This window comes from Mesorhizobium sp. M0587, assembly GCF_040320945.1.
Classification (GTDB): domain Bacteria; phylum Pseudomonadota; class Alphaproteobacteria; order Rhizobiales; family Rhizobiaceae; genus Mesorhizobium.
In genome coordinates, this window is sequence record NZ_JAMYQP010000052.1 from 1 (window position 1) to 25,797 (window position 25,797).

The following is a 25,797-nucleotide window of genomic DNA, read 5'->3' on the forward strand; positions in this document are numbered from 1 at the left end:
GCCGGCTTTAACCGACAACGGTCGAGCGGGGTCGACCCCCAGTCCGGACCTTCGGGCCACCTCTCCCCCGATCGACGGGGGAGAGGAAGGGCGTGTCCTATCGACGGGTGGAGGAAGGACGTGCCTTCGCCAAACCAGGCGCCCTTCCTCTCCCCCGGAGGTTTGGAAGTGGGCGAGGAACCCAGGCTTTGCGGCCAATCACCTTATCTTCCGGCAAACCTTGCTCAACCTTGCGCCAAATTGCGCGCCGTCGCCCAACATCGACAAGAAATTTCGCCGACATATCTTCATCTTGTGGGCGGGAGGCTGCATCGGCCGGCGCGGCCGGGACCGACGATGGAGGCTTGCCCGACGAATTCGCTCTGGCCTGGGGCGCGGATGTGCAAATATCGGCGCCAGGCAACATTGGAGGACAAAGGTCATGGCCGATGCTGGGATGTTGCGTTTTCACGTTCCGGAGCCGGAAGTGCGGCCGGGCGGAACGCCTGACTTCTCCAATGTGACCATCGCCAATGCCGGCTCGGTGCCGCGCCCCGAGATCGATGTCGATCCGCGCACCATCCGCGACATGGCTTTCTCGATCATCCGCGTGCTGAACCGCAACGGCGAAGCCGTCGGCCCCTGGGCCGGCCTGCTTTCGAACGACGAGCTGCTGGCGGGCCTGCGCCACATGATGACGCTGCGGACTTTCGACGCGCGCATGCAGATGGCGCAGCGCCAGGGCAAGACGTCCTTCTACATGCAGCATCTCGGCGAAGAAGCGGTGAGCTGCGCCTTCCGCAAGGCGCTGGCGCCTGGCGACATGAATTTCCCGACCTATCGACAAGCTGGGCTGCTCATCGCCGACAACTATCCGATGGTCACGATGATGAACCAGATCTATTCCAACGAGGCCGACCCGCTGAAGGGAAGGCAATTGCCGATCATGTATTCGTCGAAGGAGCACGGCTTCTTCTCGATCTCGGGCAATCTGGCGACGCAGTACATCCAGGCGGTCGGCTGGGCGATGGCTTCGGCGATCTCGAACGATTCGAAGATCGCGGCGGCCTGGATCGGCGACGGCTCGACGGCCGAGTCCGACTTCCATTCGGCGCTGGTGTTCGCCTCCACCTACAAGGCCCCTGTCGTGCTCAACGTCGTCAACAACCAGTGGGCGATCTCGACTTTTCAAGGCATTGCGCGCGGCGGGTCGGGTACATTTGCCGCGCGAGGCCTCGGCTTCGGCATCCCGTCGCTGCGCGTCGACGGCAACGATTACCTCGCCGTCCACGCCGTGGCAAAGTGGGCGGCGGAGCGCGCGCGCAGCAATCTCGGGCCGACGCTGGTCGAATATGTCACCTATCGCGCCGGCGCCCATTCGAGCTCGGACGACCCCTCCGCCTATCGGCCGAAGACCGAATCCGACGCATGGCCGCTCGGCGACCCGATCGTGCGGCTGAAGAACCATCTGATCCAGCTCGGCGTCTGGTCGAACGAGCGGCATGCGCAGGCCGAGGCGGAAATCCTCGACACCGTGATCGCGGCGCAGAAGGAAGCGGAAAGCCACGGCACGCTGCATGCCGGCGGCAAGCCGTCGACGCGCGACATGTTCGAGGGCCTCTATGCCGAGATGCCGCCGCATCTCAGGCGCCAGCGCCAGCAGGCAGGAGTCTGAGCGATGCCGAGACGGACCATGATCGAGGCCATCCGGGATGCCATGGACGTGTCGATGGGGCGCGACGAACGCGTCGTCGTGTATGGCGAGGACGTCGGTTTCTTCGGCGGTGTCTTCCGTTGCACGCAGGGCCTGCAGGCCAAATACGGCAAGAGCCGCTGTTTCGATGCGCCGATCAACGAATCCGGCATCGTCGGCTCGGCCATCGGCATGGCCGCCTATGGGCTGAAGCCGTGCGTGGAAATTCAGTTTGCCGACTACATGTATCCGGCCTACGACCAGCTGACCCAGGAGGCGGCGCGGCTGCGCTACCGTTCGAACGGCGATTTCACCTGCCCGATCGTGGTGCGGATGCCGACCGGCGGCGGCATCTTCGGCGGCCAGACGCACAGCCAGAGCCCGGAAGCGCTGTTCACCCATGTATCGGGCTTGAAGACCGTGGTTCCATCCAACCCACATGACGCCAAGGGACTGTTGATCGCGGCGATCGAGGATCCCGATCCGGTGATCTTCCTCGAGCCGAAGCGGCTTTACAACGGTCCCTTCGACGGCCATCACGACCGGCCGGTGACGCCGTGGTCGAAGCATGACCTCGGCGAGGTCGCCGACGGCCACTACACCGTGCCGCTCGGCAAGGCGGTGATCCGCAGGGCGGGCTCGGCCGTTACGGTGCTCGCCTACGGCACCATGGTCTATGTCGCGCAAGCCGCCGTCGAGGAGACCGGTATCGATGCCGAGATCATCGACCTCAGGACGTTGCTGCCGCTCGATCTCGATACGATCGTGGCGTCGGTCAAGAAGACCGGGCGCTGCGTCATCGTGCACGAGGCGACGCTGACCTCGGGCTTCGGTGCCGAACTGTCGGCGCTGGTGCAGGAAAACTGCTTCTACCATCTGGAGGCGCCGGTGGCGCGGGTCGCCGGCTGGGACACGCCCTACCCGCATGCGCAGGAATGGGACTATTTTCCCGGTCCTGCCCGTGTCGGCCGCGCGCTCATCGAAACACTGGAAGCCTAGGGAGGCCTGGGATGGGCGAACACATCATCAAGCTGCCCGATGTCGGCGAAGGGGTCGCCGAAGCCGAGCTCGTCGAATGGCATGTGAAGATCGGCGATATCGTGCGCGAGGATACCGTGCTTGCCGCCGTCATGACCGACAAGGCGACGGTCGAAATCCCGTCGCCTGTCGATGGCGAGATCCTGTGGCTGGGCGCCGAGATCGGCGACACGGTGGCGATCGGTTCACCCATCGTCCGGCTGAAGGTGGCGGACGAGGGGAATGTGAAGCCGCAAGGAGATCAGGGAGAAGCGGTGGCCGCCGAGCCGCCGACCAAGCTGCCGACCCCGAAGCCCGAATTGGTTGCGCCGACCGCGAAGCTCTCGCCGAAGGTCGGCGGAACCGACGTCAAATCCGCCCCTTTGATTTCGAAAGGCGCCGGGCAGTCTTCCGCCCATGGCGGTCCGCGACCGGAAGGCGAAAAGCCTCTGGCCTCCCCCGCCGTCCGCCTGCGGGCGAAAGAAGCCGGCATCGATCTCAGGCAGGTAGCGGGAAGCGGCCCGGCCGGTCGCATAGGCCACGAGGATATCGAGGCGTTCCTGGCGCGCGGTCCGCAGCTTGCCAGGACATCCGGCCTCGCCCGCAACGATGCGATCGAGGACATCAAGGTGGTTGGGCTTCGGCGCAAGATCGCCGAGAAGATGTCATTGTCCAAATCGCGCATCCCGCACATCACCTATGTCGAGGAGATCGACGTCACCGCGCTCGAAGATTTGCGCGCCGCGCTCAACAAGGAAAAGCGCGGAGCCAAGGGTGGTGGGGAGCGGCCGAAGCTGACCCTGCTGCCGTTCCTGATGCGGGCGATGGTCAAGGCGATATCGGACCAGCCCAACCTCAATTCGCTGTTCGACGACGACGCCGGCATCATCCACCAGCATGGCGGTATCCATATCGGCATCGCCGCGCAGACGCCGTCGGGGCTGGTGGTGCCGGTGGTCAAACATGCGGAAGCGCTGGATATCTGGGAGTGCGGCGCAGAGGTTGTCAGGCTGGCGGAGGCGGCCAAGTCCGGTACCGCGACGCGCGACGAGCTGTCCGGCTCGACCATCACCATCACCTCGCTCGGCGCCATGGGCGGCGTGGCGACGACGCCGGTCATCAACCATCCGGAAGTGGCGATCATCGGCGTCAACAAGATGATGGTTCGGCCGGTGTGGGACGGCACCCAGTTCATGCCGCGCAAGATGATTAACCTGTCGTCCAGCTTCGACCATCGGGTGATCGACGGCTGGGACGCGGCGGTGTTCGTGCAGCGCATCAAGGCGCTGCTGGAGACGCCGGCGCTGATCTTCGTGGATTGAGGGGCGGATGACCGAGATGACGGCGGGACAGCGCCCCCCTCTGCCCTGCCAGGCATCTCCCCCACAAGGGGGGAGATTGGACGTCACGCCGGCTTTCGCCAATCTCCATCGTTGCAGGAATGAGCGAAGCGACGACGCTGCCAATCTCCCCCCTCGTGGGGGAGATGCCTGGCAAGGCAGAGGGGGGCGTGAAGGATCGCGACGGAACATTCCCTCGCATCGAAGGGTCGCAAAATGAAAGAGATCTCCTGCAAGCTGCTCGTCATCGGCGCCGGTCCGGGCGGCTATGTCTGCGCCATCCGGGCTGGGCAGCTCGGCATCGATACGGTGATCGTCGAGGCCGGCAGGCCGGGCGGCACTTGCCTCAATGTCGGCTGCATCCCGTCCAAGGCGCTGATCCATGCGGCGGAAGAGTTCGAGAAAGTGTCTGATATGGTTGGCGGCGACAGCCCGATCGGCATTTCGGTCACGGCACCCGCGCTCGACCTGGCCAAAACCATCGCCTGGAAGGACGGCATCGTCAGCCGGCTCAACAGCGGCGTTGCCGGACTGCTGAAGAAGGCCGGGGTCAAGACCGTGCATGGATGGGCGACATTCCGCGACGGCAAGACCGTCGCCGTCGAGACCGAGACGGGCAGCCAGGTGATCCGCGCAGAAGCGATCGTCATCGCCACCGGCTCGGCGCCGGTCGAACTGCCTTTTCTTCCCTTTGGCGGGCCGGTGATATCGTCCACGGAAGCACTGGCTTTGAGTGAGGTCCCCAAAAAGCTCGCGGTCGTCGGTGGCGGCTATATCGGCCTCGAGCTCGGCATGGCCTTCGCGAAAATGGGCGCCGATGTGACCGTGGTCGAAGCCTTGCCGCGCGTGCTGGCGCAGTATGACGCCGAACTCACCCGGCCGGTGGTCAAGCGGTTGGCCGCCCTCGGCATCGCGGTGATGACTGGCGCCAAGGCCAAGGGGTTGTCGACCAAGGGACAGGCGAACAAAGGCGACGCGCTGCTGGTCGAGACCTCGGATGGCAAGAGCGCCAGGGTCGCCGCGGAGAAGATCCTGGTCACGGTCGGGCGCAAGCCGGTTACCGAGGGCTGGGGGCTCGACCAGATCGACCTCGATATGGCGGGCCGATTCATCAAGATCGACGACCAGTGCCGCAGCTCGATGCGCGGCATCTTTGCCATCGGCGACGTCACCGGCGAGCCGATGCTGGCGCACCGGGCGATGGCGCAGGGCGAAATGGTCGCCGAGATCGTCGCCGGCCACAAGCGCAGCTGGGACAAGCGGTCGATCCCGGCCGTCTGCTTCACCGATCCGGAGCTGGTGACGGCTGGGCTGTCGCCGGAAGAAGCCAAGGCTCTCGGTGAGATCAAGATCGGGACGTTCCCATTTGCCGCCAATGGCCGGGCGATGACGAAGCTCGGCGAGGATGGATTCGTTCGTGTCGTCGCCCGCGCGGACAATCACTTGGTGCTCGGCATCCAGGCGGTCGGGCAAGGCGTGTCGGAACTGTCGGCGGCTTTTGGGCTGGCGCTGGAAATGGGCGCGAGGCTGGAGGACATCGCCGGAACGATCCACGCCCATCCGACGCAAGGCGAGGGATTCCAGGAAGCGGCGCTGAAGGCGCTGGGGCACGCGCTGCATATTTGAGGGCCAGGCTCCTTTCCTCTCCCTCCGGAGGGGGGAGAGGTGGCGCTGCGAAGCAGCGACGGAGTGGGGGAAGGCGGTCCTCAATCGCGCCGCCGCTGACAACCAGGGTCTTGATGAGGCCGAGGCCGGCTTGAAACGACAACGGTCGAGGCCGGTCGACCCCCACTCCGGCCCTTCGGGCCACCTCCCCCCCGATCGACGGGGGAGAGGAAGGGCGTGTCCTATCGACGGGTAGAGGAAGGACGTGCGTTCGCCGAACCAGGCGCCCTTCCTCTCCCTCCGGAGGGGGGAGAGGTGGCGCTGCGAAGCAGCGACGGAGTGGGGGAAGGCGCTCGTCAACCGCGCCGCCGCTGACAACCAGGGTCTTGATGAGGCCGAGGCCGGCTTGAAACGACAACGGTCGAGGCCGGTCGACCCCCACTCCGGCCCTTCGGGCCACCTCTCCCCCGATCGACGGGGGAGAGGAAAGGCGTGTCCCAGACGGGGAGAGGAAGGGCGCGAGCCTACCCGGGCGTCTCAGCTCGCGAGCCGGCTTACCATCTCGTGCTGGGCGTAGGCGCGGCCGAAACGGTTGGCGAGGAAGGCGTCGAGGGGGATGTCTTCCTGTTTGACGAAGCCGGTTGCCGGCAGGCTGCCGTCGGCGAGCATGTCGAGGACGGCGCAGATGCCCGACGCGGTGGTGATCTGGATGGCGCTGCGCACCACATCGCCGACGCGCTTCGAATAGACCTTGTTGGCGTAGGTCTCCTGCAACAGGCGGCCGTTCTTGCGGCCCGAGACGGTGACGAAGACGATGACGACGTCCTGAAGCGTCGCCGGCAGGGCGCTCTCGAAAATGTCCTTCAGCACGTCGCGGCGGTGGCGCAGGCCAAGGTCGTTGAGCAGCGCCTTCATGATCGCGGCATGGCCGGGGTAGCGGATGGTGCGGTAGTTCAGCGTGCGCACCTTGCCCTTCAGCGTCTCGGCCAGCGTGCCCAGCCCGCCCGAGGTGTTGAAGGCTTCGTAGGTGACGCCGTCGAGCGAGAACTCCTCGCGCTCCTCCAGCGGCGGCACTTCGACCAGCTCGCCCTCGACGATCGCCTCGCAAGGCTCGCAATACTCGTTGATGACGCCGTCGGTGCTCCAGGTGAGATTGTAGTTCAGCGCGTTTGACGGGTATTGCGGCAAGGCGCCGACGCGCATGCGCACGCTTTCCAGCGTGTCGAAGCGGCTGGCGAGATCGTTGGCGACGATCGAGATGAAGCCGGGTGCCAGCCCGCATTGCGGGATGAAGGCGCTTTTGGCCGAACGGGCCAATTCCTTGACCCGCCTGGTGCTGGCGACGTCCTCGGTGAGGTCGAGATAGTGCACGCCGGCGCTTGCCGCCGCCTCGGCGATGCGCGTCGTCAGATGGAATGGGGCGGCGCTGAGCACGGCGAACTTGCCGGCAAGCGCCGCTTCGAGCGCGCCGGCGGCTTCGATGTCGAGTTCCAGCGTGGCGACAGTGGCCGGCAATTCGGCCGCGGCAAACTGCGCTGCCGAGCGGTCGACCAAGGTGACGGAGAAGTCGCCGGTCGCGGCGAGCATCTCCGCGATGGTCGAGCCGATCTTGCCGGCGCCGACTACAACGATTTTCTTCATGACCGATCCCTCGCGTCTGACTGATGTATCCATAAGAATCGCAACTTGCTCGTCGAAAGGAAGCGTGGAATTGTACGAAACGAAACTCCGATTTGCACGATATGCCGATAGGAATCGTCGAAATGCTCAGCGATGCCGAACAGGCCCTGCTTTCCCTGCTGCGCGAGAACGCGCGCGCCTCGACCGCCGAACTGGCGCGCAGGCTTGGTGTGTCGCGCACAACCGTCCAGAGCCGGATCGAGCGGCTTGAGCAGCGCGGTATCATCACCGGCTATGGCGTCAGACTGGCGCCCGACTATGAGCAGGGACTGGTGCGGGCGCATGTGCTGCTCACCGTGACGCCCAAGCTCGCCGACAAGGTGGTGCGCGGCCTGCGGGCGCTGGCGCCGGTCCGGACGCTGCATTCGGTCAGCGGCAATTTCGACATGATCGTCATCGTCGACGCGCCGTCGATCCGCGACCTTGATACGCTGATCGACCAGATCGGCGCCATGGACGGGGTCGAGCGGACCTTGTCGTCGATCATCCTGTCGACGCGCATCGACCGCTGAGCGTGGTCGGCCGGTGTTTGCCGGCTATCAACCCGGCGCCGGTGAACCGTGCCTTGCGCGCGCCGGCCTTGTCTTCAAATCATGCGCGATGTCGGCGCTGTTTCATGCCTTCGACCAGCCGCCGGCAAAACGATCCGGAAGTCGCATCGCTCTACTGATCAACCACTGATCATGGCAGCCGCAATGCGGCTCGCCGCACGCTCTGCGCAAGAATGACCAAGCAGCCAATCAGCAGCAGGATGCCGCCAAGAAGTGGCGGCAGCGCCAGCAGCTTCACCGCTGCCGCGATCCCCGCGATCAGGACCAGCGCCAGCAGTGCCAGGCTGCCATCGTCGATGAACATGCCGACGAACTCCTTGGCAGCCATATGCACGATGTTCATCGAAGGTTTCCTCCGGCCGGAGCGGGACGGGCGTCGCGCAGCCAGCGGACGATGGCCAGGGATGCAAGCGCAACGACGGCGAAGATCGCCAGCAAGGCGAGATCGGCGCCGGGCCAGTCGGCACCGAGACCTTCACCGGTCCAGAAAATGCCGAAGCTGGTCAGCATCAGGCCGACGACAAACTTCAAGGCATTTTCGGGAACGCGAGCCAGTGGGCGATGTACGGCAAGACCGATCATCATCACCAGCAGGAATGCCGCCAGCGCGCCGAGGCCGGCGGCGAGCGTCTGTCCATGGGCACCGCCAACCGCGATGACGATGAACACCACTTCGACGCCTTCCAGCAGCACCGCCTTGAACGCCGCAAGCCCGGCCAGGTAGTCCGCCCGGCGATCACCGGCCTGCCGGCGAAGTGCGGCGGTCTCGTTCGAGAACGCGGCCTCCTCGTCATGCAAGGGCACAATCCCGACACTGCGCAGGATCGCCTTGCGCAGCCAGCGCATGCCGAACAGGATGAGCAAGACGCCGACCACGAATTGCAGCGTGGTGATGGGAACAAGCGCCAGCAACGGTCCAAAAGCCAGCACGAACGCCGCCAGGGCCGCCAGTGCCAGCGCCGCACCGGTCAATGCCGGCCGCCAGCCTCGGGTCAACCCGACCGCAAGCACGATCGTGAAGGCCTCGACCACCTCGACGAAAGAGCCGAGAAAGGCCGCGCTGACGGTCGAAACCAGGGGTGCGAGATTGGTCATGGCCTGCCGGTGGGTTGCAGCTTGCTTTCCTAGCATAGACCTCGCGGCGGCGCTCGACAGCGAATTTCGCAAATCGTGTCTTCGGCCAATCGCGAATGTTTTGGTGACGCCTAGCCGCCCAGCGGGTAGGGCATGTAGCCGACGAAGCCTGTGATCTTCCAGCTGCCGCCGAGCTTGGCGCAGAAATACAGCGTCTGCCATTTCAACCTGTCGATGCCGCCATCCGCCTTGGCGATGGAGCCGTCGAATTTCTTGTGCAGCACGGCGCGGTCGCCGTCGACATCGATGTCGCGCAGATTGGTGACGCGGAACAGCGCTTCGCGCAGCGGCTCGGCGAATTCCGTCGCCGCGGTCTCCTTGGCCTGGCGCAGCCACTCGTCGCGATAGATTTCCAACCTCGGGAACTCCAGCCGCCAGGCGTCGGCATTGCTGAGGAAATGGGCATGCATGCCGAAGAAGCTTTCGGCGACGAAATCATGCTCGACCATCGACCAGTCCTGGCCGATGAAAGCGTCGATATCGCGCCGCACCAGCATTTCCCAAAGCGCGTGGCGGTCGGCGTCGCCGGCGGGAAACGGGTTCTTGTCGAAGGTCATTCTGGGGGCTCCCGGCTGGAAATGCGTGGCGGCCTTAACGCCGCCCGGCAGCTTCGCACGATGCAAGCGCTTCTGTAATAAAGCAACATGGATTGTTGCGAAAAATGTTGCTTTCCAACAAGACCTCTATCGGGATTGCCTCGATCGCGGTAAATCTCGGCCGAAGCAGGCGCCGCAATGGCGCCCGCCATCGAGAGGAGGTTACGCCTTGCCCAAGCAGTGTTTTGGCACGTCCCATGTGCCGCTGTCGCCCGCCGTGCGGGCCGGCGATTTCGTCTATGCCTCCGGGCAGGTTCCGGTCGGCAGCGATGGCATCGTGGTCAAGGGCGGCATATCCGAACAGACCGAACAGGTGCTTGCCAACCTGAAGGCCGCGCTGGCGCTGGCCGGCTGTACGCTGGACGATGTCGTCAAGACCACCGTCTGGCTCGAGGACGCGCGCGATTTCGGCGCGTTCAACGCCGTCTATGCCAGGCATTTCCCGAAGAATCCGCCGGCGCGCACCACGGTCGAGTCGCGGCTGATGATCGACATCAAGATCGAAGTCGAAGCCGTCGCCTACCGGCCTGCCTGACAGAGTCCGAGGCGGCAAATCGGAGGTTACGCCAATGCAATTCGACCTCCTGCTGAAGGGCGGACGGCTGATCGATCCGGCAGCCGGGCTCGACGCCCCGCGCGATGTCGCCATCGCCAACGGCCGTGTCGCCGCGGTGGACGCGGATATCCCGGCGGACAGCGCCGCACGGGTCGTGGATGCCGGCGGCTGCATTGTCGCGCCCGGCCTCGTCGACCTGCACAGCCACGTCTATTGGGGCGGCACCTCGCTCGGCGTGGATGCCGATCGCCTTGCCGCCAAGAGCGGCACCACCACCTTCATCGACGCGGGCAGTGCGGGCGCGGGCAATTTCCTCGGCTTCCGCCGTCACGTCATGGAGCGCTCGAAGGTGCGCATCCTGGCCTATGTCAACATTTCGTTTGCCGGCATCTTCGGCTTCTCGCAGAGCGTCTCGGTCGGCGAGTGCAGCGATCTCAGGCTCTGCGAACCGCGCGAGGTGGTCGCGGCGGCGCGCGAGCACGCGGACGTAGTCGTCGGCGTCAAGGTCCGCTCGGGCCGCCATGCCGGCGGCACCAGCGGCATCGCCCCGGTCGATCTGGCGCTGGAGGCAGCGGACAAATCAGGCCTGCCGCTGATGGCGCATATAGACGAACCGCCGCCCGGCCGCTCGGAAGTGCTGCCGCGCCTGCGCAAGGGCGACATCCTCACTCATTGCTTCCGGCCGTTTCCCAACGCGCCGGTGTTCGCCTCCGGAGCGGTGCGGCCCGACATGCGGCTGGCGCGCGAGCGCGGCGTCATCTTCGATCTCGGCCACGGCATGGGTTCGTTCGACTTCGACATCGCACGGGCGATGCTGGCTGACGGATTGGCGCCCGACGTCATCTCGAGCGACGTGCATCTCTACTGCGTCGACGGGCCGGCCTTCGACATTCTGGTCTGCATGTCGAAGCTCTTGGCGCTCGGCATGCCGCTGGTCGAGGTATTGCGCGCCGCGACGCAGGGACCGGCGCAGGCGATCGCGCGGCCTGATCTCGGCACGCTGGCGGTGGGCACCGTCGGCGACGTCGCCGTGCTTCGCCAGCGCCCGGGCCGCTTCACCTTCGTCGACGCGGTCGGCGCATCGCTAGTCGCCGACCAGCGGCTGGTTTGCGAAGGCATCGTCATCGGCGGCACCTGGTGGCCGAACGAGGCCATGAACGACCTCGGCGAGACCGAACGTTTCGAGGCGCATGTGGGACATACGCATGTCGAGGTGGCGGCGAAGCATTTCGGGCGATGATTAGCCAATCTCCCCCCTCGTGGGGGAGATCGGCAGCTTCACCGTCCAGCGTTACTGACCGCCCCGTAAACCGGCGTCGCAATCCCTTCCATCCGCGCTTTGATCTGCAGCGCCACATATTTCGAATAGAAGCGCGACAGCGCCAGATTGCCGCCGTGGAACCACAGCGCTTCCTGTGCCGTCGGTTTCCACATGTTGCGCAATTCGCCCTGCCAGGGCCCGGGATCGCCCTTCACGCCCGAGCCGAGGCCCCAGCACGGGCCAACTTTGTCGGCGACCTCGCGCGAGACGATCGCCGCGACGTTCTCGTTCATCGACTGGTAGCCGGTGCAGGCGATGATGGCGTCGGCCTCAAGCTCGGTGCCGTCCTCGAAAAGGATGCCTGTCGGCGTCAGCGACTTGATCGCCACGCCGCTGCGGATACCGATCTTGCCGTCGATGATCAGGTCCGAAGCGCCGACATCGATGTAGTAGCCCGAGCCGGTGCGGTAGGCCTTCATCAGCAGGCCGGTCTCGTCGTCGCCGAAATCGAGGGCGAAGCCGGCGGCGCTGAGCCGCTCGTAAAAAGCCGCGTCGCGCGCGCGGATGACGTCATAAAGCGCACGTTGGCCCTTGGGCACCAGCGCGAAGGGCGTCGAGGCGACGATCATATCGGCCTTCTCGGTGGTGATGCCGCGCGCCAGCGCACTCTCCGAAAAAATCTCGAAGCCGACCTCCATCAGCGTGTCCGACTTGACCACGGTCGTCGGCGAGCGCTGGATAATGGTCACCTCGGCGCCGCTTTCCCAGAGATCGACGCAGACGTCGTGCCCCGAACTTGCCGCGCCGATGACGGCAACCTTCTTGCCGCGGAACTTCTCGCCGCTGGAATACTGGCTGGAGTGCAGCAACTCGCCCTTGAACCGGTCGGCGCCGACTAGGTCGATCTTTCGTGGCGGGCCGTAGGCGCCGGTGGCAAAGACGATGTGCTTCGGCTTAAGCGTGATGCGCCGGCCGACGCGATCGACCACCACGGTCCAGGCCTTCTCGGCCTCGTCATAGGAGGCGCCGAGGCACTTGGTGGCGACCCAGTAGTTGAGCTCCATGACGCGCGTGTACATTTCCAGCCAGTCGCCCATCTTGTCCTTGGGCGTGAACACCGGCCAGTTTTCCGGGAACGGGATGTAGGGCAGGTGGTCGTACCAGACGGGGTCGTGGAGCACGAGCGTGCGGTAGCGGTTGCGCCAGGAATCGCCGGGCCGGGCGTTCTTTTCGACGACGATCGCCGGTACGCCGAGCTGCCGCAGCCGCGCGCCAAGCATGATGCCACCCTGGCCGCCGCCGATGACCAGGCAATAGGGCTGCTCCGAAGCGCCGAGTTCGCGCGTCTCGCGCGCCCGGGCCTCCGACCAGGTCTCGCGCTCGGGGTCCGCCTTGTGGCGCACGCCGAGCGGCCGCTCCGCTCCCTTGCGCTCCTCGAACCCTTTCAGGTCGGTCATCGCGGTGAACAGAGTCCGGCAGCGGCCATCGCGCAGGCGCACGATGCCTTGTCCCCTGGCGACCGCCGTTTCGAAATTGAACCAGGCCTCTATGGTGCCTTCATCCGAGGTCGCCTCGCCGGCGAGCTGCCATGCGGTCGGCTTCGCTGTCGCCAGCGTCGCCTCGAGCATGTCCGCGATCGCCTCGCGGCCTTCCATGGTCTTGATGTTCCAGGTGAAGGTCAGAAGGTCGCGCCAGTAGCAATCGTCGCCGAACAGGGTGCCCGCCGTCGCCACGTCGCCGGCTTCGAGCGCATGGGCAAAGGATGCCAACCATGCGGCTGCCTGTTTCGATGGCGTCATTTCGAGCATTTCTTCCCCTTTCTGCAAACACGCCGCACGCGCGGCACATCGGGAATTGCGCAAAACAAAGAGCTCTACGCCCGCGTCCGGGGATTGCCTCGCAAGGTCTCGACATCGGTCTTGCCGACGAACCAGTCACGGGCATTGACCTCCTCGAAGACCACCCAGACATCGTCATTGCTCAGTCCGGTGGCGTCCATGATGGCTGCCGTTACTCTTTTGGCTATGTCGGCCTTCTTGCCCGCCGGATCGGCGGCGATCACTTCCTTGACGATGCGGATGTTGACAAATGGCATGACGTCCTCCCAGCATGTTCGCGGTCGCCACCGGCGAACTGTCGAACAGTCGCCGGCACTTGCGCCGCGATCAGTTCAAAAAGTCTTCGCCCCGTTCACCATCAGCCGGACCGCGTAGAGCGAGGTGGTGCCGGCGATATAGAGGCAGTTCAGCTTGGCACCGCCGAACACGCAGTTGGCGGTCACCTCGGGCACCTTGACCTTGCCGATCAGCGTGCCGTCGGGGTCATAGCAATGGATGCCGTCGGCAGCGCTTGTCCAGATACGTCCGTCCTCGTCGAGCCGGAAACCGTCGAACAGGCCGGCGGTGCAGTCGGCGAAGACCTCGCCGCCCGAGATCCTCTTGCCGCCCTCGTCCACATCGAACACCCGCATATGCGCCGGATTCTGCGCGCCATGCGTGCGCCCGGTGTCGACGACGTAGAGCTTGCTCTCGTCGAGCGAGAAGGCAAGCCCGTTCGGCCTGACCATGTCGGTGATCACGGCCTCGATCTCGCCCGTACCGGGATCGACGCGGTAGACGTAGCAGGCGCCGATCTCGCTTTCGGCCTTGTCGCCCTCATAGTCGGTGTCGATGCCGTAGCTCGGATCGGTGAACCAGATCGAGCCGTCGGACTTCACCACCACGTCGTTGGGTGAGTTCAGCCGCTTGCCCTTCCATTTGGCGGCGATGGTGGTGACCGAGCCGTCATGCTCGGTGCGGCTGACGCGGCGGCCCGAATGCTCGCACGTGACCAGCCGGCCCTGCCGGTCGACGGTATTGCCGTTGGAATTGCCCGACGGCTGCCGGAAGACGCTCACGCTGCCATCCGTCTCGTCATAGCGCAGCATGCGGTTGTTCGGGATGTCCGACCAGACGACGTAACGGCCGGCGGCGAACCAGGCCGGTCCTTCCGACCATTTGCACCCCGTGAACAGCTTCTCCACTTGCGCATTGCCGTTGAACAGCCGCGCAAAACGCGGATCGATAATTTCGTAGTCGGCGGCGGCCATTCATTTCCTCCGGTGGCTTGGCACTCTCCCTGCGCGATCAAGCCAGCCGGCGATCGATATGGCAAGATCGATGACGGCAGCGTCTCCAGAATTTGTAAGACAAAACCGAACGAAGACGCTCGGGCGCAGATAAACGCGACGCCGCTTCACCGGAAACGATCCGTTAGGACGCCCTTAACCGGCTATGCGTCCAGCGCAATGGTGCATTGCAACATCTTCTTTTTGCAATGCACCATTACTATGTCATGTTCCGTATCGATCAAGGGAGGAAGAACCGGCCGCTCAGAACGCGGCAGAGAAGGAACCTTGCTATGGTCTTCAACGATCTTATGAACCGCGCTCGCACCAGCATCGCCAAGCGCAAGCACTACAACCGTCTCGTCGCCGAAATCGACAGCTTTTCCAGCCGCGATCTCGCCGACATGCGCGCCGATCGCTCAGAGATGCTGTACCAGATCCACAAGCAGATCTACGGCTAAGCCCGCCGCCCGATCGCCAAGAGAACGCAGCCAAATCTGCGGGCAGACCCCTGCGATTGGCGAACGCATCTCACATTTGCCGTCTTGGAGCGACTCCATCGCAAGAACCCCCAGGATTGTGCCGTGATTTACGAGCGCCCGCAACGGGGCGGGATTTGTTCCGCCGTGCGCTCGGGTTGATTGGCGCTGTCGGGTCGCTAAGCTGACCCGCCGCGTTCTTTGGTCGACGTCATCAGTCGATCACAAGGGCCGGCGCGCCGCTGCGTGGCTCGCCTTGAGACTAAGCCAGGGCCTGCGTCGACGGGCTACGACTAACCGGCAAAGCGGTTCATCTTCTTCGCCAGCTCGATGTCGAGCGCGGTCACGCCGCCGGCGTCATGGGTGTTCAGCGTCACGTCGACCGTCTTGTAGACGTTTGACCAGTCCGGATGGTGGTCCATCTTCTCGGCGGCCAGCGCGACGCGGGTCATGAAGGCGAAGGCCTCGGAAAAATTCTTGAACGTGAAGATCCGCTTGATCGCCGCGTCGTCGGCGGCCAGCGACCAGCCTTCGAGGCCGGCCAATGCCTCGGCGATCGCGTCCTTGCCCAGTTTGTCTCTCGTCATGTCGATTTCCCGTGCTATTGCCGAAGTGACCCTTACCATAATGCATGTCGCCCAAAATTCGTTGCGGTTTCGGGATGCACAGACAACGCCGATCGATGAACGCGAAGCCGATAAACTCCATTCTTTTCGTCTGCCTCGGCAACATCTGCCGGTCGCCGCTGGCGGAAGGTATCTTTCGCGCCGTGCTGGCGGAGCGGAGTCAGGGGCGGGATATCCTGCTCGATTCAGCCGCAACCGGCGGCTGGGAGGTCGGCTCCGCTCCCGATCCGCGCTCGGTCGCGGTTGCATTGCGCCATGGCCTCGACATTTCCGGACAGCGGGCGCGCAAGATCACGCCGCCGGATTTCTCCCGCTTCGACCTGATCTTCGGCATGGACCGGTCGAATGTCGCTGATTTGAAAGCGTTAGCACCGGCAGCCATGCGCGACCGTATCCATCTGTTCCTGGAGTTCGCGCAGGGCAAGATACGCGACGTGCCGGATCCCTATTACGATGGGCCGGAGGCCTTCGCCGAGGTCTACCGCATGATCCGCGAGGCGTCGGAGGCGCTGGCGGCACGGCTGGCGGCGCGGGCATCGGTGCCGGACAGCGGCCAGGCTTCCTCGACGATATAGGGTCCGCCGCCGACCGAATCGCGCGACGACATCAAGACGAAGCGGCTGATGCGGAATGGCAGCGTCGAGAAATTGCCGCGCGCCGACAGATATTGGGCGACATCCAGAGGGCTTGAATTGCGCAGTCTCGCCAGCGTCACATGCGGCATGAACTTGCGCGGGTCGGCGGGAATGCCGAGGCGCTGGCAGATGCGCTCGATCTCGGCCTGGAGCGCTGCCAGATCGGGAGAGGCGGAAACGCCCGCCCACACGGCATGCGGCTTCTTCTGGCCGAAAGCACCGACGCCGGACAGTGCCAGCGAGAAGGAAGGGCGGTGGACACGATCGAGCGCATTGGCGATCTCGTCGGCGACATGGCCCTCGACATCGCCGATGAAGCGCAGGGTCAGATGGTAGTTTTCGACGTCTATCCAGCGGGCGCCTGGCAGGCCGCCCCGCAGCAGGGACAGCGAAAGAGCGGCGTCACGCGGAATTTCGAGGGCGGTGAAAAGACGCGGCATGAAGAGCCTCCCTTCCTCGAATCGAACTGACACCATAGCGAATCATCGATAATCAAATGGAGCAAGAGGTTTGTTGGTCGCAGGCTTTGATAAAAGCTTCCGCAGCGGAAAATGGTTCCGATCCGGCCTCATGAACCTTTCGGCACCGCCGCGATGGCCTTTTCGACCGCGGGCAGGATGCGTTCGACCATCTGGTCGACACCTCGGGCGCTTGGATGCAGGCCATCCTCGAGCTGCAGGCCAGCCTGACCGGCGACGCCGTCGAGAAAGAACGGGTAGAGCGCGACACCGTACTTGCTGGCAAGGTCGGGGTAGATGGCATCGAAGGCATTCTGATAGTCGGCGCCGAGGTTCGGCGCGGCGCGCATGCCTGCGAGCAGTACGGCGATCTTGCGCTCTCGCAGCTTGGCCAGCATGTCATCCAGGTTCTTTTTGGTGATACCGGGCGCGATTCCGCGCAGCATGTCGTTGGCGCCGAGCTCGAGGATGACCAATTGGGTGCCGTCCGGCACCGACCAGTCGAGCCGCGACAGGCCGCCACTGGTCGTGTCGCCCGAGACGCCGGCATTGGCGACGGTCACGTCGTGGCCCTTGGCGCGCAACGCTGCCTGGAGCTTGTCGGTGAAGCCTTCGTCCGGTCCGAGGCCAAAGCCCGCCATCAGGCTGTCACCGAAGCCGACGATCTTGAACGGCTCGGCCCCGGCCGACGAAATGGCGCCGCAAATGGCGAGGAAAAGGATCAGGCCTGCGGCCATCAGGCGTTTGAAAGACATGCGGCAGCCCCCATATGACCAAGGAATTCTTCCGGCGACGGCCTCCGGCAAGCAGAGCCTTCATTTTCCCATATAGGATGCTTTTATTTTGACAGAAGCCGTCATCGCGCTGAAAGACGTGTCCCTGACCCTTGGCGAAGGGGCTTCGTCCGTTCATGTGCTGAAGGGTGTCAGCCTCGAGGTGGCGCATGGCGAGGCGACCGGCATCGTCGGTCCTTCGGGCTCGGGAAAATCGACATTGCTGATGGTGCTGGCGGGTCTGGAAAGGGTCGATTCGGGAACGGTGCGAATCGCCGGCGCATTGCTCAACGGCAAAAGCGAGGACCAGATCGCTTCGTTTCGGGGCCGAAACATCGGCATCGTATTCCAATCATTCCACCTCATTCCCAACATGACGGCGCTCGAAAACGTCGCGGTGCCGCTGGAGCTGGCCGGCCATGCCGATCCGTTTTCGGTGGCGGCGCGGGAGCTTGCGGCCGTCGGCCTGAGCGATCGCGTAACCCACTATCCCGGCGAACTGTCGGGCGGCGAGCAGCAGCGCGTGGCGATCGCCCGCGCGCTGGCGCCGTCGCCGCGCATTCTCATCGCCGACGAGCCGACCGGCAATCTCGACCAGGCGACCGGGCGGCAGGTCGCCGACCTGCTGTTCGCCAAGGCCGCCGAACGCGGCATGACGCTGGTGCTGGTCACCCATGATCCCGCACTCGCGGCGCGCTGCTCGCGCCAGGTCTCGATGCGCTCCGGCCGCATCGAGACGCCGGCACAGACCAAGGTCGGCGCCTGATGCCGCTGACGCAGACGCTGAGGCTCGCTGTCCGCTTTTCGCTGCGCGAGATGCGCGGCGGCCTGTCCGGTTTCCTGATCTTCCTCGCCTGCATCGCCCTCGGCGTCGCGGCGATCGGCGGCGTCAATTCGGTGGCGCGCTCCATTACCGCCGGTGTCGCCAATCAGGGCCAGACGCTGCTTGGCGGCGATCTCCGCTTCCAGATCAACCAGCGTGACGCCAGCCAGCCGGAGCGCGGCTTCCTCGACGGGCTGGGTGCGATATCCAGAACCGCCAGCATGCGCTCGATGGCGCGTCTCGCCGACGGATCCGATCAGGCGCTGGTCGAGGCCAAGGCGGTCGACGATGCCTACCCGCTCTACGGCGTCCTGGAAACCGAACCCGCGCTGTCGAAGCAGGAACTGTTCGGCGAACAATTCGGCGTCTTCGGCGCCGCGGCACCCGATCTGCTGTTCGAACGGCTGCACATCAAGATCGGCGACCGCCTGAAGCTCGGCACCGCCACTTTCGAACTGCGCGCCAGGCTGGTCACCGAACCGGATGCTGTGTCGGACGGATTCGGCTTCGCGCCAAGGCTGATGATTTCGAATGAGGGGCTGGCCGCTTCCGGACTGATCCAGCCGGGCAGCCTGGTCGAGAACGCCTACAAGGTCCGGCTGCCCGCCGACGCCGATGAGGCGCGGCTCAAGGCCATCCAGGATCAGGCCGCCAAGGATTTCCCGGAGGCCGGCTGGTCGATCCGCACGCGCAGCAATGCCGCACCGGCGCTGTCCTCCAATATCGAACGCTTCTCGCAATTCCTGACGCTGGTCGGGCTGACGGCACTGGTGGTCGGCGGCGTCGGCGTCGCCAATGCGGTGCGCGCCTATCTCGACGGCAAGCGCGGCGTCATCGCCACCTTCAAGAGCCTGGGCGCGTCGGGCGGCTTCGTCTTCGCCGTCTACCTGGTGCAGATACTGATCATCGCGGCGCTCGGCATTGTGCTCGGCCTGGTGCTCGGCGCGCTGATGCCGTTCGCGGCAAGTGCCGCGCTTCAGTCCGTCATTCCCGTGCCGGCGCAAGGCGGCTTCTATCCCGGCGCGCTCGGCATGGCGGCGCTGTTCGGGTTTCTGGTGACGCTGGCCTTCGCCCTGCTGCCGCTCGGGCGCGCCCGCGACGTGCCGGCGACCGCGCTGTTTCGCGAGATGGGGTTGGAAGGCCGCGGCTTTCCCCGCCCCATCTATACCGTGGCGGCCATCGGCATAACGTTGCTGCTGTCAGCGCTGGCGATCTTGTCCTCAGGCGACCGCCGCATCGCCTTGATCTTCGTCGGCGCCACGATCTTCGCCTTCCTGGTGCTGCGCCTTGTCGGCGAGTTGGTGCAATGGACGGCGAAGAGGAGCCCGCGCGTGCGCTTCGTGGCGCTGCGGCTCGCCGTCGGCAATATCCACCGGCCCGGCGCCCTGACGCCGTCCGTGGTGCTGTCGCTGGGGCTCGGGCTGACGCTGCTTGTGACGCTGGCGCTGATCGACGGCAATCTCAGGCGCCAGATTTCCGGCAGTCTGGCGGAGCGGGCGCCGAACTTCTTCTTCGTCGACATCCAGAGCAGCGATGTCGATGCGTTCTCCGAGCTGGTCGGCAGGCAAGCGCCAGAGGGAGCACTGGTCAAGGTGCCGATGCTGCGCGGCCGGGTGATGGCGCTCAACGGCGTCGCCGTCGACAAGGTCAAGGTGCCGGCCGAGGGTGCCTGGGTGCTGAAAGGCGACCGCGGCCTGACCTATGACGCCAAGCAGCCGGAAAATACGACGCTGACCCAGGGCAGCTGGTGGCCGGAAAATTACACCGGCGAGCCGCTGGTTTCGTTTTCCGACAAGGAAGGCAAGGAAATCGGCCTGAAACTTGGCGATACGATCACCGTCAATGTGCTCGGCCGCAACGTGACCGCCAGGATCGCCAATTTCCGCGAGGTCGAATGGGAGACGATGGGCATCAATTTCGTCATGGTGTTTTCGCCCAATACATTCGCGGGTGCCCCGCATGGCTGGCTGGCGACGCTGACCGAAAAGAGCGCCTCCGCGGCAGACGACGCCCGTATCCTCAATGCCGTCACCCGCGCCTTCCCGGCGGTCACGACGGTGCGGGTCAAGGACGCGCTCGATGTCGTCAACCGGCTGGTGGGGCAGCTCGGCACGGCGATCCGGGCGGCGGCCGGGGTGGCGCTGATCGCCTCGGTGCTGGTGCTGGCCGGCGCGCTTGCCGCCGGCAACCGGGCGCGTATCCATGACGCGGTGGTGCTGAAGACGCTTGGCGCGACGCGGCGGACGCTGATCGCCGCCTTCTCGCTCGAGTATATGCTGATCGGGCTGGCCACCGCGGTCTTCGCCCTGGCGGCGGGTGGTGCCGCCGCTTGGTTCGTCGTCGCGCGCATCATGACGCTGCCATCGCATTTCATGCCCGAGGTGGCGGTGGCGACCATCGTCTTCTCGCTGGTCATCACCGTCGGCATCGGTCTCGCCGGCACTTGGCGGGTGCTCGGCCACAAGGCCGCGCCGGTGTTGCGCAACCTCTGAGTCTCGCGTGATTCCCACGTGCCAGCGGCCGGATTTGATTAAATCGCAGTAATGTTCCGCCGCAAAAAGCCGAAAAGTCGGGCCGGAGGCGCCTCACGAAGCATTACACCCGGTCATGGTCTTGTTCTTGACGCGAATAACCATCATATTTCGCCACAGGCATGCTGGAGCCCTGCCAGCGGCGCCTGGGTCCTGACGGACCTGACACCGGACGGGGCAGAAGCAATAGAGGACTACAATGGCTGATCCCATTCGCAACTACCAGACGCGCGCCGTGCCCGGCGTCGGCGTCGGTGCCGACATCGATCAGGGCCTGCGCGCCTACATGATCAAGGTCTACAATCTGATGGGGCTCGGCCTCCTCATCACCGGGCTTGCCGCGATCGGCACGATCATGCTGGCCACCACCACCGATCCGGCTTCGGCCGTCGCAACGCTGCCGAGCGGCGAAATGCTGACGTCCTTCGGCTATGCGATCTTCGGCTCGCCGCTGCGCTGGGTGGTGATGCTGGCCCCCTTAGCCGCCGTGCTGTTCCTGTCGTTCCGCGTCCAGTCGATGAGCGTTTCGGCCGCGCAGACGACGTTCTGGGTCTATGCCGGCCTCGTCGGCCTGTCGCTGTCGTCGATCTTCCTGGTCTACACCACGGCCAGCATCTCGCAGACCTTCTTCGCCACCGCCGCCGCTTTCGGCGCGCTGTCGCTGTTCGGCTACACGACCAAGCGCGACCTGACGGCGATGGGCTCGTTCCTGATCATGGGCGTGTTCGGCATCATCATCGCGTCGGTGATCAACATCTTCCTGCAGTCGTCGGCGCTGTCCTTCGCCGTTTCGGCGATCGGCGTGCTGGTCTTCGCCGGCCTCACCGCCTATGACACGCAGAAGATCAAGGAGATGTATTTCGAGGGCGACGCTTCCGATGTCGCCGGCCGCAAGGCCATCATGGGCGCGCTGACGCTCTATCTCGACTTCATCAACCTGTTCATGTTCCTGCTCCAGTTCATGGGCGACCGCCGTTAGGGCCTGGCTCGCATCATGGTCTGACTGGACCATCGAGTTTGGAAAGGGCGGCCCAACGGCCGCCCTTTCTTTTTGGGCCGGCATTTGCTGTTGTCCGAGGCAGACAGAAGGCTTGCATAAAGAATGAGCAATATCGTGATACGGGTGGCGACCTCGGCCGACCTTGCCGCCATCACCGAAATCTACGCCGACGCGGTAAATCACGGCACGGCGAGCTACGAACTGGAGCCGCCAAGCCGTGCCGAGATGGGCAGGCGATTCGACAGTTTGCTGGCCGGCGGCTTTCCCTATCTGGTGGCGGAAAAGGATGGTGCCGTGCTCGGCTATGCCTATGCCGGCGCCTTTCGGCCGCGTCCGGCCTATCGTTTCATCGTCGAGGATTCCGTCTATGTCGCGCCCGCGGCAAAAGGCCAGGGCGTCGGCCTCGAGCTGATGCGAAGCCTGATCGCGGCGGTTGGTGCGGCGGGCTTTCGCCAGATCGTCGCGGTGATCGGCGACGGCCGGCCGGACAGTGCCTCGGTGCGGCTGCACGAAAAGCTCGGCTTTCGTCATTCGGGCCGGCTCGAAGGCTCCGGCTACAAGCACGGGCGCTGGCTGGACACGGTGTTCATGCAGCTGTCGCTGAATGGCGGGGCTTCAGTCCCGCCCGAGCCGGACTCTCTGCCGGAACGGAAATTCCGCGGGGAAATGAACTGAGGAATTGAAGAACTGAAGAATTGAAGAAAACGGCGGCTACATCAGGCGTTGTTTTGCCTATCTCCAATTCTCCAATTCTCCAATTCTCCAGTTCTCCAATTCCTCAGTTCCCCAGCTCAGGCCTCGACCAGCTTCAGCTTGCTGTCGAACACACCAAGCACGCGGCCAAGCTCCTGGCCGCGCTTCAGGATGCGACCGCCCGCCGCGACGACGGCGAAGGCGCCTTGCTTGCGAGCCAATCTCGGATCCTTGACGATCTGGAACAGCGGCACCTCGCTGGCGCGGCGGAAGACGGAAAACACAGCCCTGTCAGTGAGATGATCGATGGCATAGTCACGCCATTCATTGGCGGCGACCATGCGTCCATAGAGCCGAAGAATCTGGTCCAGTTCACGCCGGTCGAAGCGCACCGGCTGGTCGAGGCGCTCGCTCCGTGCCTCGTGCAGCGGGATCAGTATTGCGGATGCGTCCCCATCCTCCGTCCCGCCGCCGTGATCGGTCATGCCTCGATCCTTCAAAAATGAATCTTTGCCAACCAAAGTTGGCGCGTTCGCGGTGGAATTGCAAGGCCCGGCGAAGCAGCACGGCGCCGCGCTGTTTCCGCGGCGTCCAGTCACGTTTGTGAAACGCATGTTGGAATTGGTGATGCTTCGCCACATTCTCGCCATTTTTTATCCGCGCTCATGCCCCAATGTCCGACGAATTTACCGGCGTTGCCTGAGACGGTTCGGTCCGGCACCGGCTCGTAAACCCCAAGCCCCCCGCCCACGGGTCTGCGTCGGATCGAACCAACCTCGGTTTTTCCTCGGAAAAACCAGGTGCGACGATCCCAAAACCTAAATGACCGACGTCAGAAGCAAGCTGGCGTCGGTTTTTTCATGCCTGCATGCGGCTGATGTAAAAGCCGATCCTTGAAAGCCGACATCGCCGTCGGGAATGGCTGGGTGAGACATCCCTGTTAGGCCGGGGCGAAAGGCGCGCATCATTTCGAGAAAGCGCCGAGCCGCTCCATCTCTTTGTTTCGACGCGACTCCGGGCGAAAAGCCGTTCATACGTTTCCTCGAATTTACTCTAGAAAGCCGATCGCAATGCAAGCCAAGCACAATGGCGACGTGTCGTTCTGGTATGCCGACATGGGCGGCGTACCGGCAAGCCGTCCGCCCTTGCCCGGCGATATCGATGCCGATGTCTGCATCGTGGGGGCCGGCTATACCGGATTGTGGACCGCCTATTATCTCAAGAAGGCGCAGCCATCGCTGCGCATCGCCATCGTCGAGAAGGAGTTCGCCGGCTACGGCGCCTCGGGCCGCAACGGCGGCTGGCTTTCCGGCGGCTTCAGCTGGTCGCGCGAGAAATACGCCAAGACCTCGTCGCGCGGCGCCGTGATCGACATGCAGCGCGCCATGCTTGGCACTGTCGAGGAGGTAATCTCGGTCGCCGAGGCCGAAGGCATAGATGCCGATATCCGCCGCGTCGACAACATCACCGTCGCGACCAACCCGGCGCAATTGCAGCGCGCCAGGGCGGAGTATGAGGAGGCGCGGCATTGGGAGGTGCCGGAGGAGAAGCTGGCCTTCATCGGTGCGCAGGAGGCGCGCGAGCGCATCGCCATCGATAATGTGCTGGGCGCCTTCGTCGTGCGCAACGTCGCCCGTGTGCAGCCGGCCAAGCTGGTGCAGGGGCTGGCGACGGCGGTCGTGCGGCTCGGTGTTCCTATTTACGAACAGACGCAGGTGCTGGCGATCGAGAAAGGCAAGGTCACCACCAGCCGCGGCATCGTGCGTGCCGAAAAGATCGTGCGTGCCACCGAAGGGTTCACGGCCGGCATTCCCGGCTTCGAGCGCCTCTGGCTGCCGCTGAACAGCGCCATCGTGGTGACCGAGCCGCTGCCGCAAAAGCTCTGGGACGCGATCGGCTGGAGCGGCTACGAGGTGCTGGGCGACGCCGCGCATACCTATTGCTATGCGCAGCGCACGCGGGAAGGCCGGATCGCCATGGGCGGCCGCGGCGTACCCTACCGATTCGGCTCGCGCACCGACATCCGGGGTCGAACCCAGCAAACGACCATCGACCAGTTGCACGAGATCCTGACGAGATTGCTGCCGCAGACCAGGGGCGTGCGCCTCGACCACGCCTGGTGCGGCACGCTCGGCGTGCCACGCGACTGGTGCACCACATCGGGCTTCGATCGCCAAACCGGCATCGGCTGGGCGGGCGGCTATGTCGGGCTCGGCGTTTCAAGCTCGAACCTGTCAGGACGTACCTTGCGCGACCTGGTTCTTGGCCGCGACACCGAGCTGACCCGGTTGCCCTGGGTCAACCGCGCGGTGAAGAAATGGGAGCCGGAGCCGCTGCGCTGGCTTGGCGTCCATTCCATGTACCAGCTCTATCGCATCGCCGATCAGCGCGAGGCGAAGGGCCTTGGGCGGACATCGCGCCTCGCCGCCTTCGCCGACCGCCTGACCGGCCACTAAAGCATTGAAGCAATTCCAGGGAATCAGGGCTTGTAAATGAGAGCGGCGCCGAGAATGGGCCCGGGCATGCCGTCCTTGCCGACCGACTGCAAGAGCACGGCGCTGCCGCCTTTCTTGGAAATCTCGCTCAACGGCAATTCGTAGCGCTGCGCCCTGCCATGCCACATGCCGGCGGCCTGGATGCCCGTCACCGCGTTCCAATAGGTCATCTTGTGGCCGGTGTTCTCGCCTTGTCCGACCTGGATCGTCTGCGGCGGGTCGAAATAGACGATGACGACATGGGCATCGCTGGGTCCGGTTCCGGCCCCGCCGGTGTCGATGATCACGCGATCGCTGGTGCGGCTGATGTTGATGCCGACACGCATGCCTTCACCGGCCTTGGCCATGCGGGCGAGCGCGCCTTCGACCTCGCCGCGATTGGCACCGTTGACATGGGCGCGACCATTGATGACCGCCTGCGGCGTGTAGACGGAGCGGCTGCCGAAGGCGCGCATATAGTCATATTGGCGCTCGGTGTTCTCCTTGCGGCCCAGCGTGTCATGCCAGCCGAGATAATCCCAGTAGTCGACGTGATAAGCCAGCGCGACGATGTCTTGCTTGGCGGCAAGTTCGGCGAAGAGGGCATCGGCCGGCGGACAGGAATTGCAGCCCTGGCTGGTGAACAGTTCAACCACGCCGAGCGGCCTTGCCGGTTTTTCAGCTTGCATCCTCTCGGACCCGGCGGCATTCCCGGCCCCGGCAAGCGCCGAGAAGGCCAGCGTAACGGCTGCCAACCACAGTGATCTTCTCGAAGCCATGACCATTC

General features: G+C 64.6%; 26 protein-coding genes. 14 read left to right on the plus strand and 12 right to left on the minus strand.

Annotated elements, in window-relative coordinates; genetic code table 11:
• Nucleotides 1-421 precede the first annotated feature (421 nt).
• From NKI49_RS29715 to lpdA, 4 genes are all read left to right on the plus strand, one after another.
• Entirely contained in the window at nt 422-1,654 is a 1,233-nt protein-coding gene (locus NKI49_RS29715) for a thiamine pyrophosphate-dependent enzyme (protein ID WP_352608347.1), read from the plus strand.
• Nucleotides 1,655-1,657: 3 nt separating this feature from the next.
• Entirely contained in the window at nt 1,658-2,671 is a 1,014-nt protein-coding gene (locus NKI49_RS29720) for an alpha-ketoacid dehydrogenase subunit beta (protein WP_352608345.1), read from the plus strand.
• A gap of 11 nt (nt 2,672-2,682) precedes the next feature.
• Nucleotides 2,683-4,011, plus strand: a complete 1,329-nt coding sequence (locus tag NKI49_RS29725; protein WP_352608343.1) for a dihydrolipoamide acetyltransferase family protein — start codon at nt 2,683-2,685, stop codon at nt 4,009-4,011.
• Between the two features lie 234 nt (nt 4,012-4,245).
• On the plus strand, nt 4,246-5,655 hold the full coding sequence (gene lpdA / locus NKI49_RS29730; protein ID WP_352608341.1) for a dihydrolipoyl dehydrogenase: 1,410 nt from the start codon (nt 4,246-4,248) through the stop codon (nt 5,653-5,655).
• Between the two features lie 516 nt (nt 5,656-6,171).
• Here lpdA and NKI49_RS29735 read toward each other — a convergent pair.
• The gene (locus NKI49_RS29735; RefSeq protein WP_352602630.1) at nt 6,172-7,275 is read right to left on the minus strand and encodes a saccharopine dehydrogenase family protein; all 1,104 of its coding nucleotides are present in this window, start codon (nt 7,273-7,275) and stop codon (nt 6,172-6,174) included.
• A 122-nt stretch (nt 7,276-7,397) separates the two neighbouring features.
• Between NKI49_RS29735 and NKI49_RS29740 the strand changes: the two genes are divergently transcribed.
• Nucleotides 7,398-7,826 carry an Lrp/AsnC family transcriptional regulator gene (locus NKI49_RS29740; protein WP_352602628.1) on the plus strand — a complete coding sequence of 143 codons (429 nt, stop codon included), beginning with the start codon at nt 7,398-7,400 and terminating at the stop codon, nt 7,824-7,826.
• 169 nt (nt 7,827-7,995) lie between these two features.
• Here the strand turns inward: NKI49_RS29740 and NKI49_RS29745 are convergent, their stop codons facing one another.
• The 3 genes from NKI49_RS29745 to NKI49_RS29755 form a co-directional block, all read right to left on the minus strand.
• Nucleotides 7,996-8,208: a hypothetical protein gene (locus tag NKI49_RS29745; protein ID WP_352602626.1), complete on the minus strand. Its 213-nt coding sequence runs from the start codon at nt 8,206-8,208 to the stop codon at nt 7,996-7,998.
• Entirely contained in the window at nt 8,205-8,960 is a 756-nt protein-coding gene (locus NKI49_RS29750; RefSeq protein ID WP_352602624.1) for a COG4280 domain-containing protein, read from the minus strand. The genes NKI49_RS29745 and NKI49_RS29750 overlap by 4 nt, the downstream gene beginning before the upstream one ends.
• 110 nt (nt 8,961-9,070) lie before the next feature.
• Entirely contained in the window at nt 9,071-9,556 is a 486-nt protein-coding gene (locus NKI49_RS29755) for a hypothetical protein (protein ID WP_352602622.1), read from the minus strand.
• A 208-nt stretch (nt 9,557-9,764) separates the two neighbouring features.
• On the opposite strand from NKI49_RS29755, the gene NKI49_RS29760 reads away from it, so the two are divergent.
• Nucleotides 9,765-10,130, plus strand: a complete 366-nt coding sequence (locus NKI49_RS29760; RefSeq protein ID WP_352602620.1) for a RidA family protein — start codon at nt 9,765-9,767, stop codon at nt 10,128-10,130.
• Nucleotides 10,131-10,164: 34 nt separating this feature from the next.
• Nucleotides 10,165-11,391 carry an amidohydrolase/deacetylase family metallohydrolase gene (locus NKI49_RS29765; RefSeq protein WP_352602618.1) on the plus strand — a complete coding sequence of 409 codons (1,227 nt, stop codon included), beginning with the start codon at nt 10,165-10,167 and terminating at the stop codon, nt 11,389-11,391.
• Between the two features lie 38 nt (nt 11,392-11,429).
• Here the strand turns inward: NKI49_RS29765 and NKI49_RS29770 are convergent, their stop codons facing one another.
• The 3 genes from NKI49_RS29770 to NKI49_RS29780 form a co-directional block, all read right to left on the minus strand.
• Nucleotides 11,430-13,220 (minus strand): NAD(P)-binding domain-containing protein, encoded by a 1,791-nt coding sequence (locus NKI49_RS29770; protein ID WP_352602616.1) that lies wholly within the window; start codon nt 13,218-13,220, stop codon nt 11,430-11,432.
• 65 nt (nt 13,221-13,285) lie between these two features.
• Entirely contained in the window at nt 13,286-13,507 is a 222-nt protein-coding gene (locus NKI49_RS29775; RefSeq protein WP_352602614.1) for a tautomerase family protein, read from the minus strand.
• 75 nt (nt 13,508-13,582) lie between these two features.
• Nucleotides 13,583-14,500: an SMP-30/gluconolactonase/LRE family protein gene (locus NKI49_RS29780; protein WP_352602612.1), complete on the minus strand. Its 918-nt coding sequence runs from the start codon at nt 14,498-14,500 to the stop codon at nt 13,583-13,585.
• 311 nt (nt 14,501-14,811) lie between these two features.
• Between NKI49_RS29780 and NKI49_RS29785 the strand changes: the two genes are divergently transcribed.
• Nucleotides 14,812-14,979: a hypothetical protein gene (locus NKI49_RS29785; RefSeq protein WP_081689606.1), complete on the plus strand. Its 168-nt coding sequence runs from the start codon at nt 14,812-14,814 to the stop codon at nt 14,977-14,979.
• A 311-nt stretch (nt 14,980-15,290) separates the two neighbouring features.
• Here the strand turns inward: NKI49_RS29785 and NKI49_RS29790 are convergent, their stop codons facing one another.
• Nucleotides 15,291-15,584, minus strand: a complete 294-nt coding sequence (locus NKI49_RS29790; protein WP_352602610.1) for a 4a-hydroxytetrahydrobiopterin dehydratase — start codon at nt 15,582-15,584, stop codon at nt 15,291-15,293.
• 95 nt (nt 15,585-15,679) lie between these two features.
• On the opposite strand from NKI49_RS29790, the gene NKI49_RS29795 reads away from it, so the two are divergent.
• On the plus strand, nt 15,680-16,198 hold the full coding sequence (locus NKI49_RS29795; protein WP_352602608.1) for a low molecular weight protein-tyrosine-phosphatase: 519 nt from the start codon (nt 15,680-15,682) through the stop codon (nt 16,196-16,198).
• On the opposite strand, the gene thpR is transcribed toward NKI49_RS29795, so the two are convergent.
• Nucleotides 16,102-16,698, minus strand: a complete 597-nt coding sequence (thpR, locus tag NKI49_RS29800) for an RNA 2',3'-cyclic phosphodiesterase (RefSeq protein WP_352602606.1) — start codon at nt 16,696-16,698, stop codon at nt 16,102-16,104. The genes NKI49_RS29795 and thpR overlap by 97 nt on opposite strands.
• A gap of 128 nt (nt 16,699-16,826) precedes the next feature.
• A complete protein-coding gene (locus NKI49_RS29805; RefSeq protein ID WP_352602604.1) occupies nt 16,827-17,471 on the minus strand; it encodes an arylesterase in 645 nt (214 codons plus the stop codon).
• 88 nt (nt 17,472-17,559) lie between these two features.
• On the opposite strand from NKI49_RS29805, the gene NKI49_RS29810 reads away from it, so the two are divergent.
• From NKI49_RS29810 to NKI49_RS29825, 4 genes are all read left to right on the plus strand, one after another.
• A complete protein-coding gene (locus NKI49_RS29810) occupies nt 17,560-18,255 on the plus strand; it encodes an ABC transporter ATP-binding protein (protein WP_352602602.1) in 696 nt (231 codons plus the stop codon).
• Complete coding sequence (locus NKI49_RS29815) at nt 18,255-20,804, plus strand: ABC transporter permease (RefSeq protein ID WP_352602600.1); 2,550 nt, start codon at nt 18,255-18,257, stop codon at nt 20,802-20,804. The genes NKI49_RS29810 and NKI49_RS29815 overlap by 1 nt, the downstream gene beginning before the upstream one ends.
• 238 nt (nt 20,805-21,042) lie before the next feature.
• Nucleotides 21,043-21,822: a Bax inhibitor-1/YccA family protein gene (locus NKI49_RS29820; RefSeq protein ID WP_027027207.1), complete on the plus strand. Its 780-nt coding sequence runs from the start codon at nt 21,043-21,045 to the stop codon at nt 21,820-21,822.
• A 123-nt stretch (nt 21,823-21,945) separates the two neighbouring features.
• Entirely contained in the window at nt 21,946-22,518 is a 573-nt protein-coding gene (locus NKI49_RS29825; protein WP_352602598.1) for a GNAT family N-acetyltransferase, read from the plus strand.
• Between the two features lie 116 nt (nt 22,519-22,634).
• Here NKI49_RS29825 and NKI49_RS29830 read toward each other — a convergent pair whose 3' ends face one another.
• Nucleotides 22,635-23,021, minus strand: a complete 387-nt coding sequence (locus tag NKI49_RS29830) for a DUF2794 domain-containing protein (RefSeq protein WP_352602596.1) — start codon at nt 23,019-23,021, stop codon at nt 22,635-22,637.
• A 585-nt stretch (nt 23,022-23,606) separates the two neighbouring features.
• On the opposite strand from NKI49_RS29830, the gene NKI49_RS29835 reads away from it, so the two are divergent.
• Nucleotides 23,607-24,992 carry an NAD(P)/FAD-dependent oxidoreductase gene (locus NKI49_RS29835; protein ID WP_352602592.1) on the plus strand — a complete coding sequence of 462 codons (1,386 nt, stop codon included), beginning with the start codon at nt 23,607-23,609 and terminating at the stop codon, nt 24,990-24,992.
• A gap of 23 nt (nt 24,993-25,015) precedes the next feature.
• Here NKI49_RS29835 and NKI49_RS29840 read toward each other — a convergent pair whose 3' ends face one another.
• Entirely contained in the window at nt 25,016-25,795 is a 780-nt protein-coding gene (locus NKI49_RS29840) for a DUF1223 domain-containing protein (RefSeq protein ID WP_352602590.1), read from the minus strand.
• Nucleotides 25,796-25,797 lie beyond the last annotated feature (2 nt).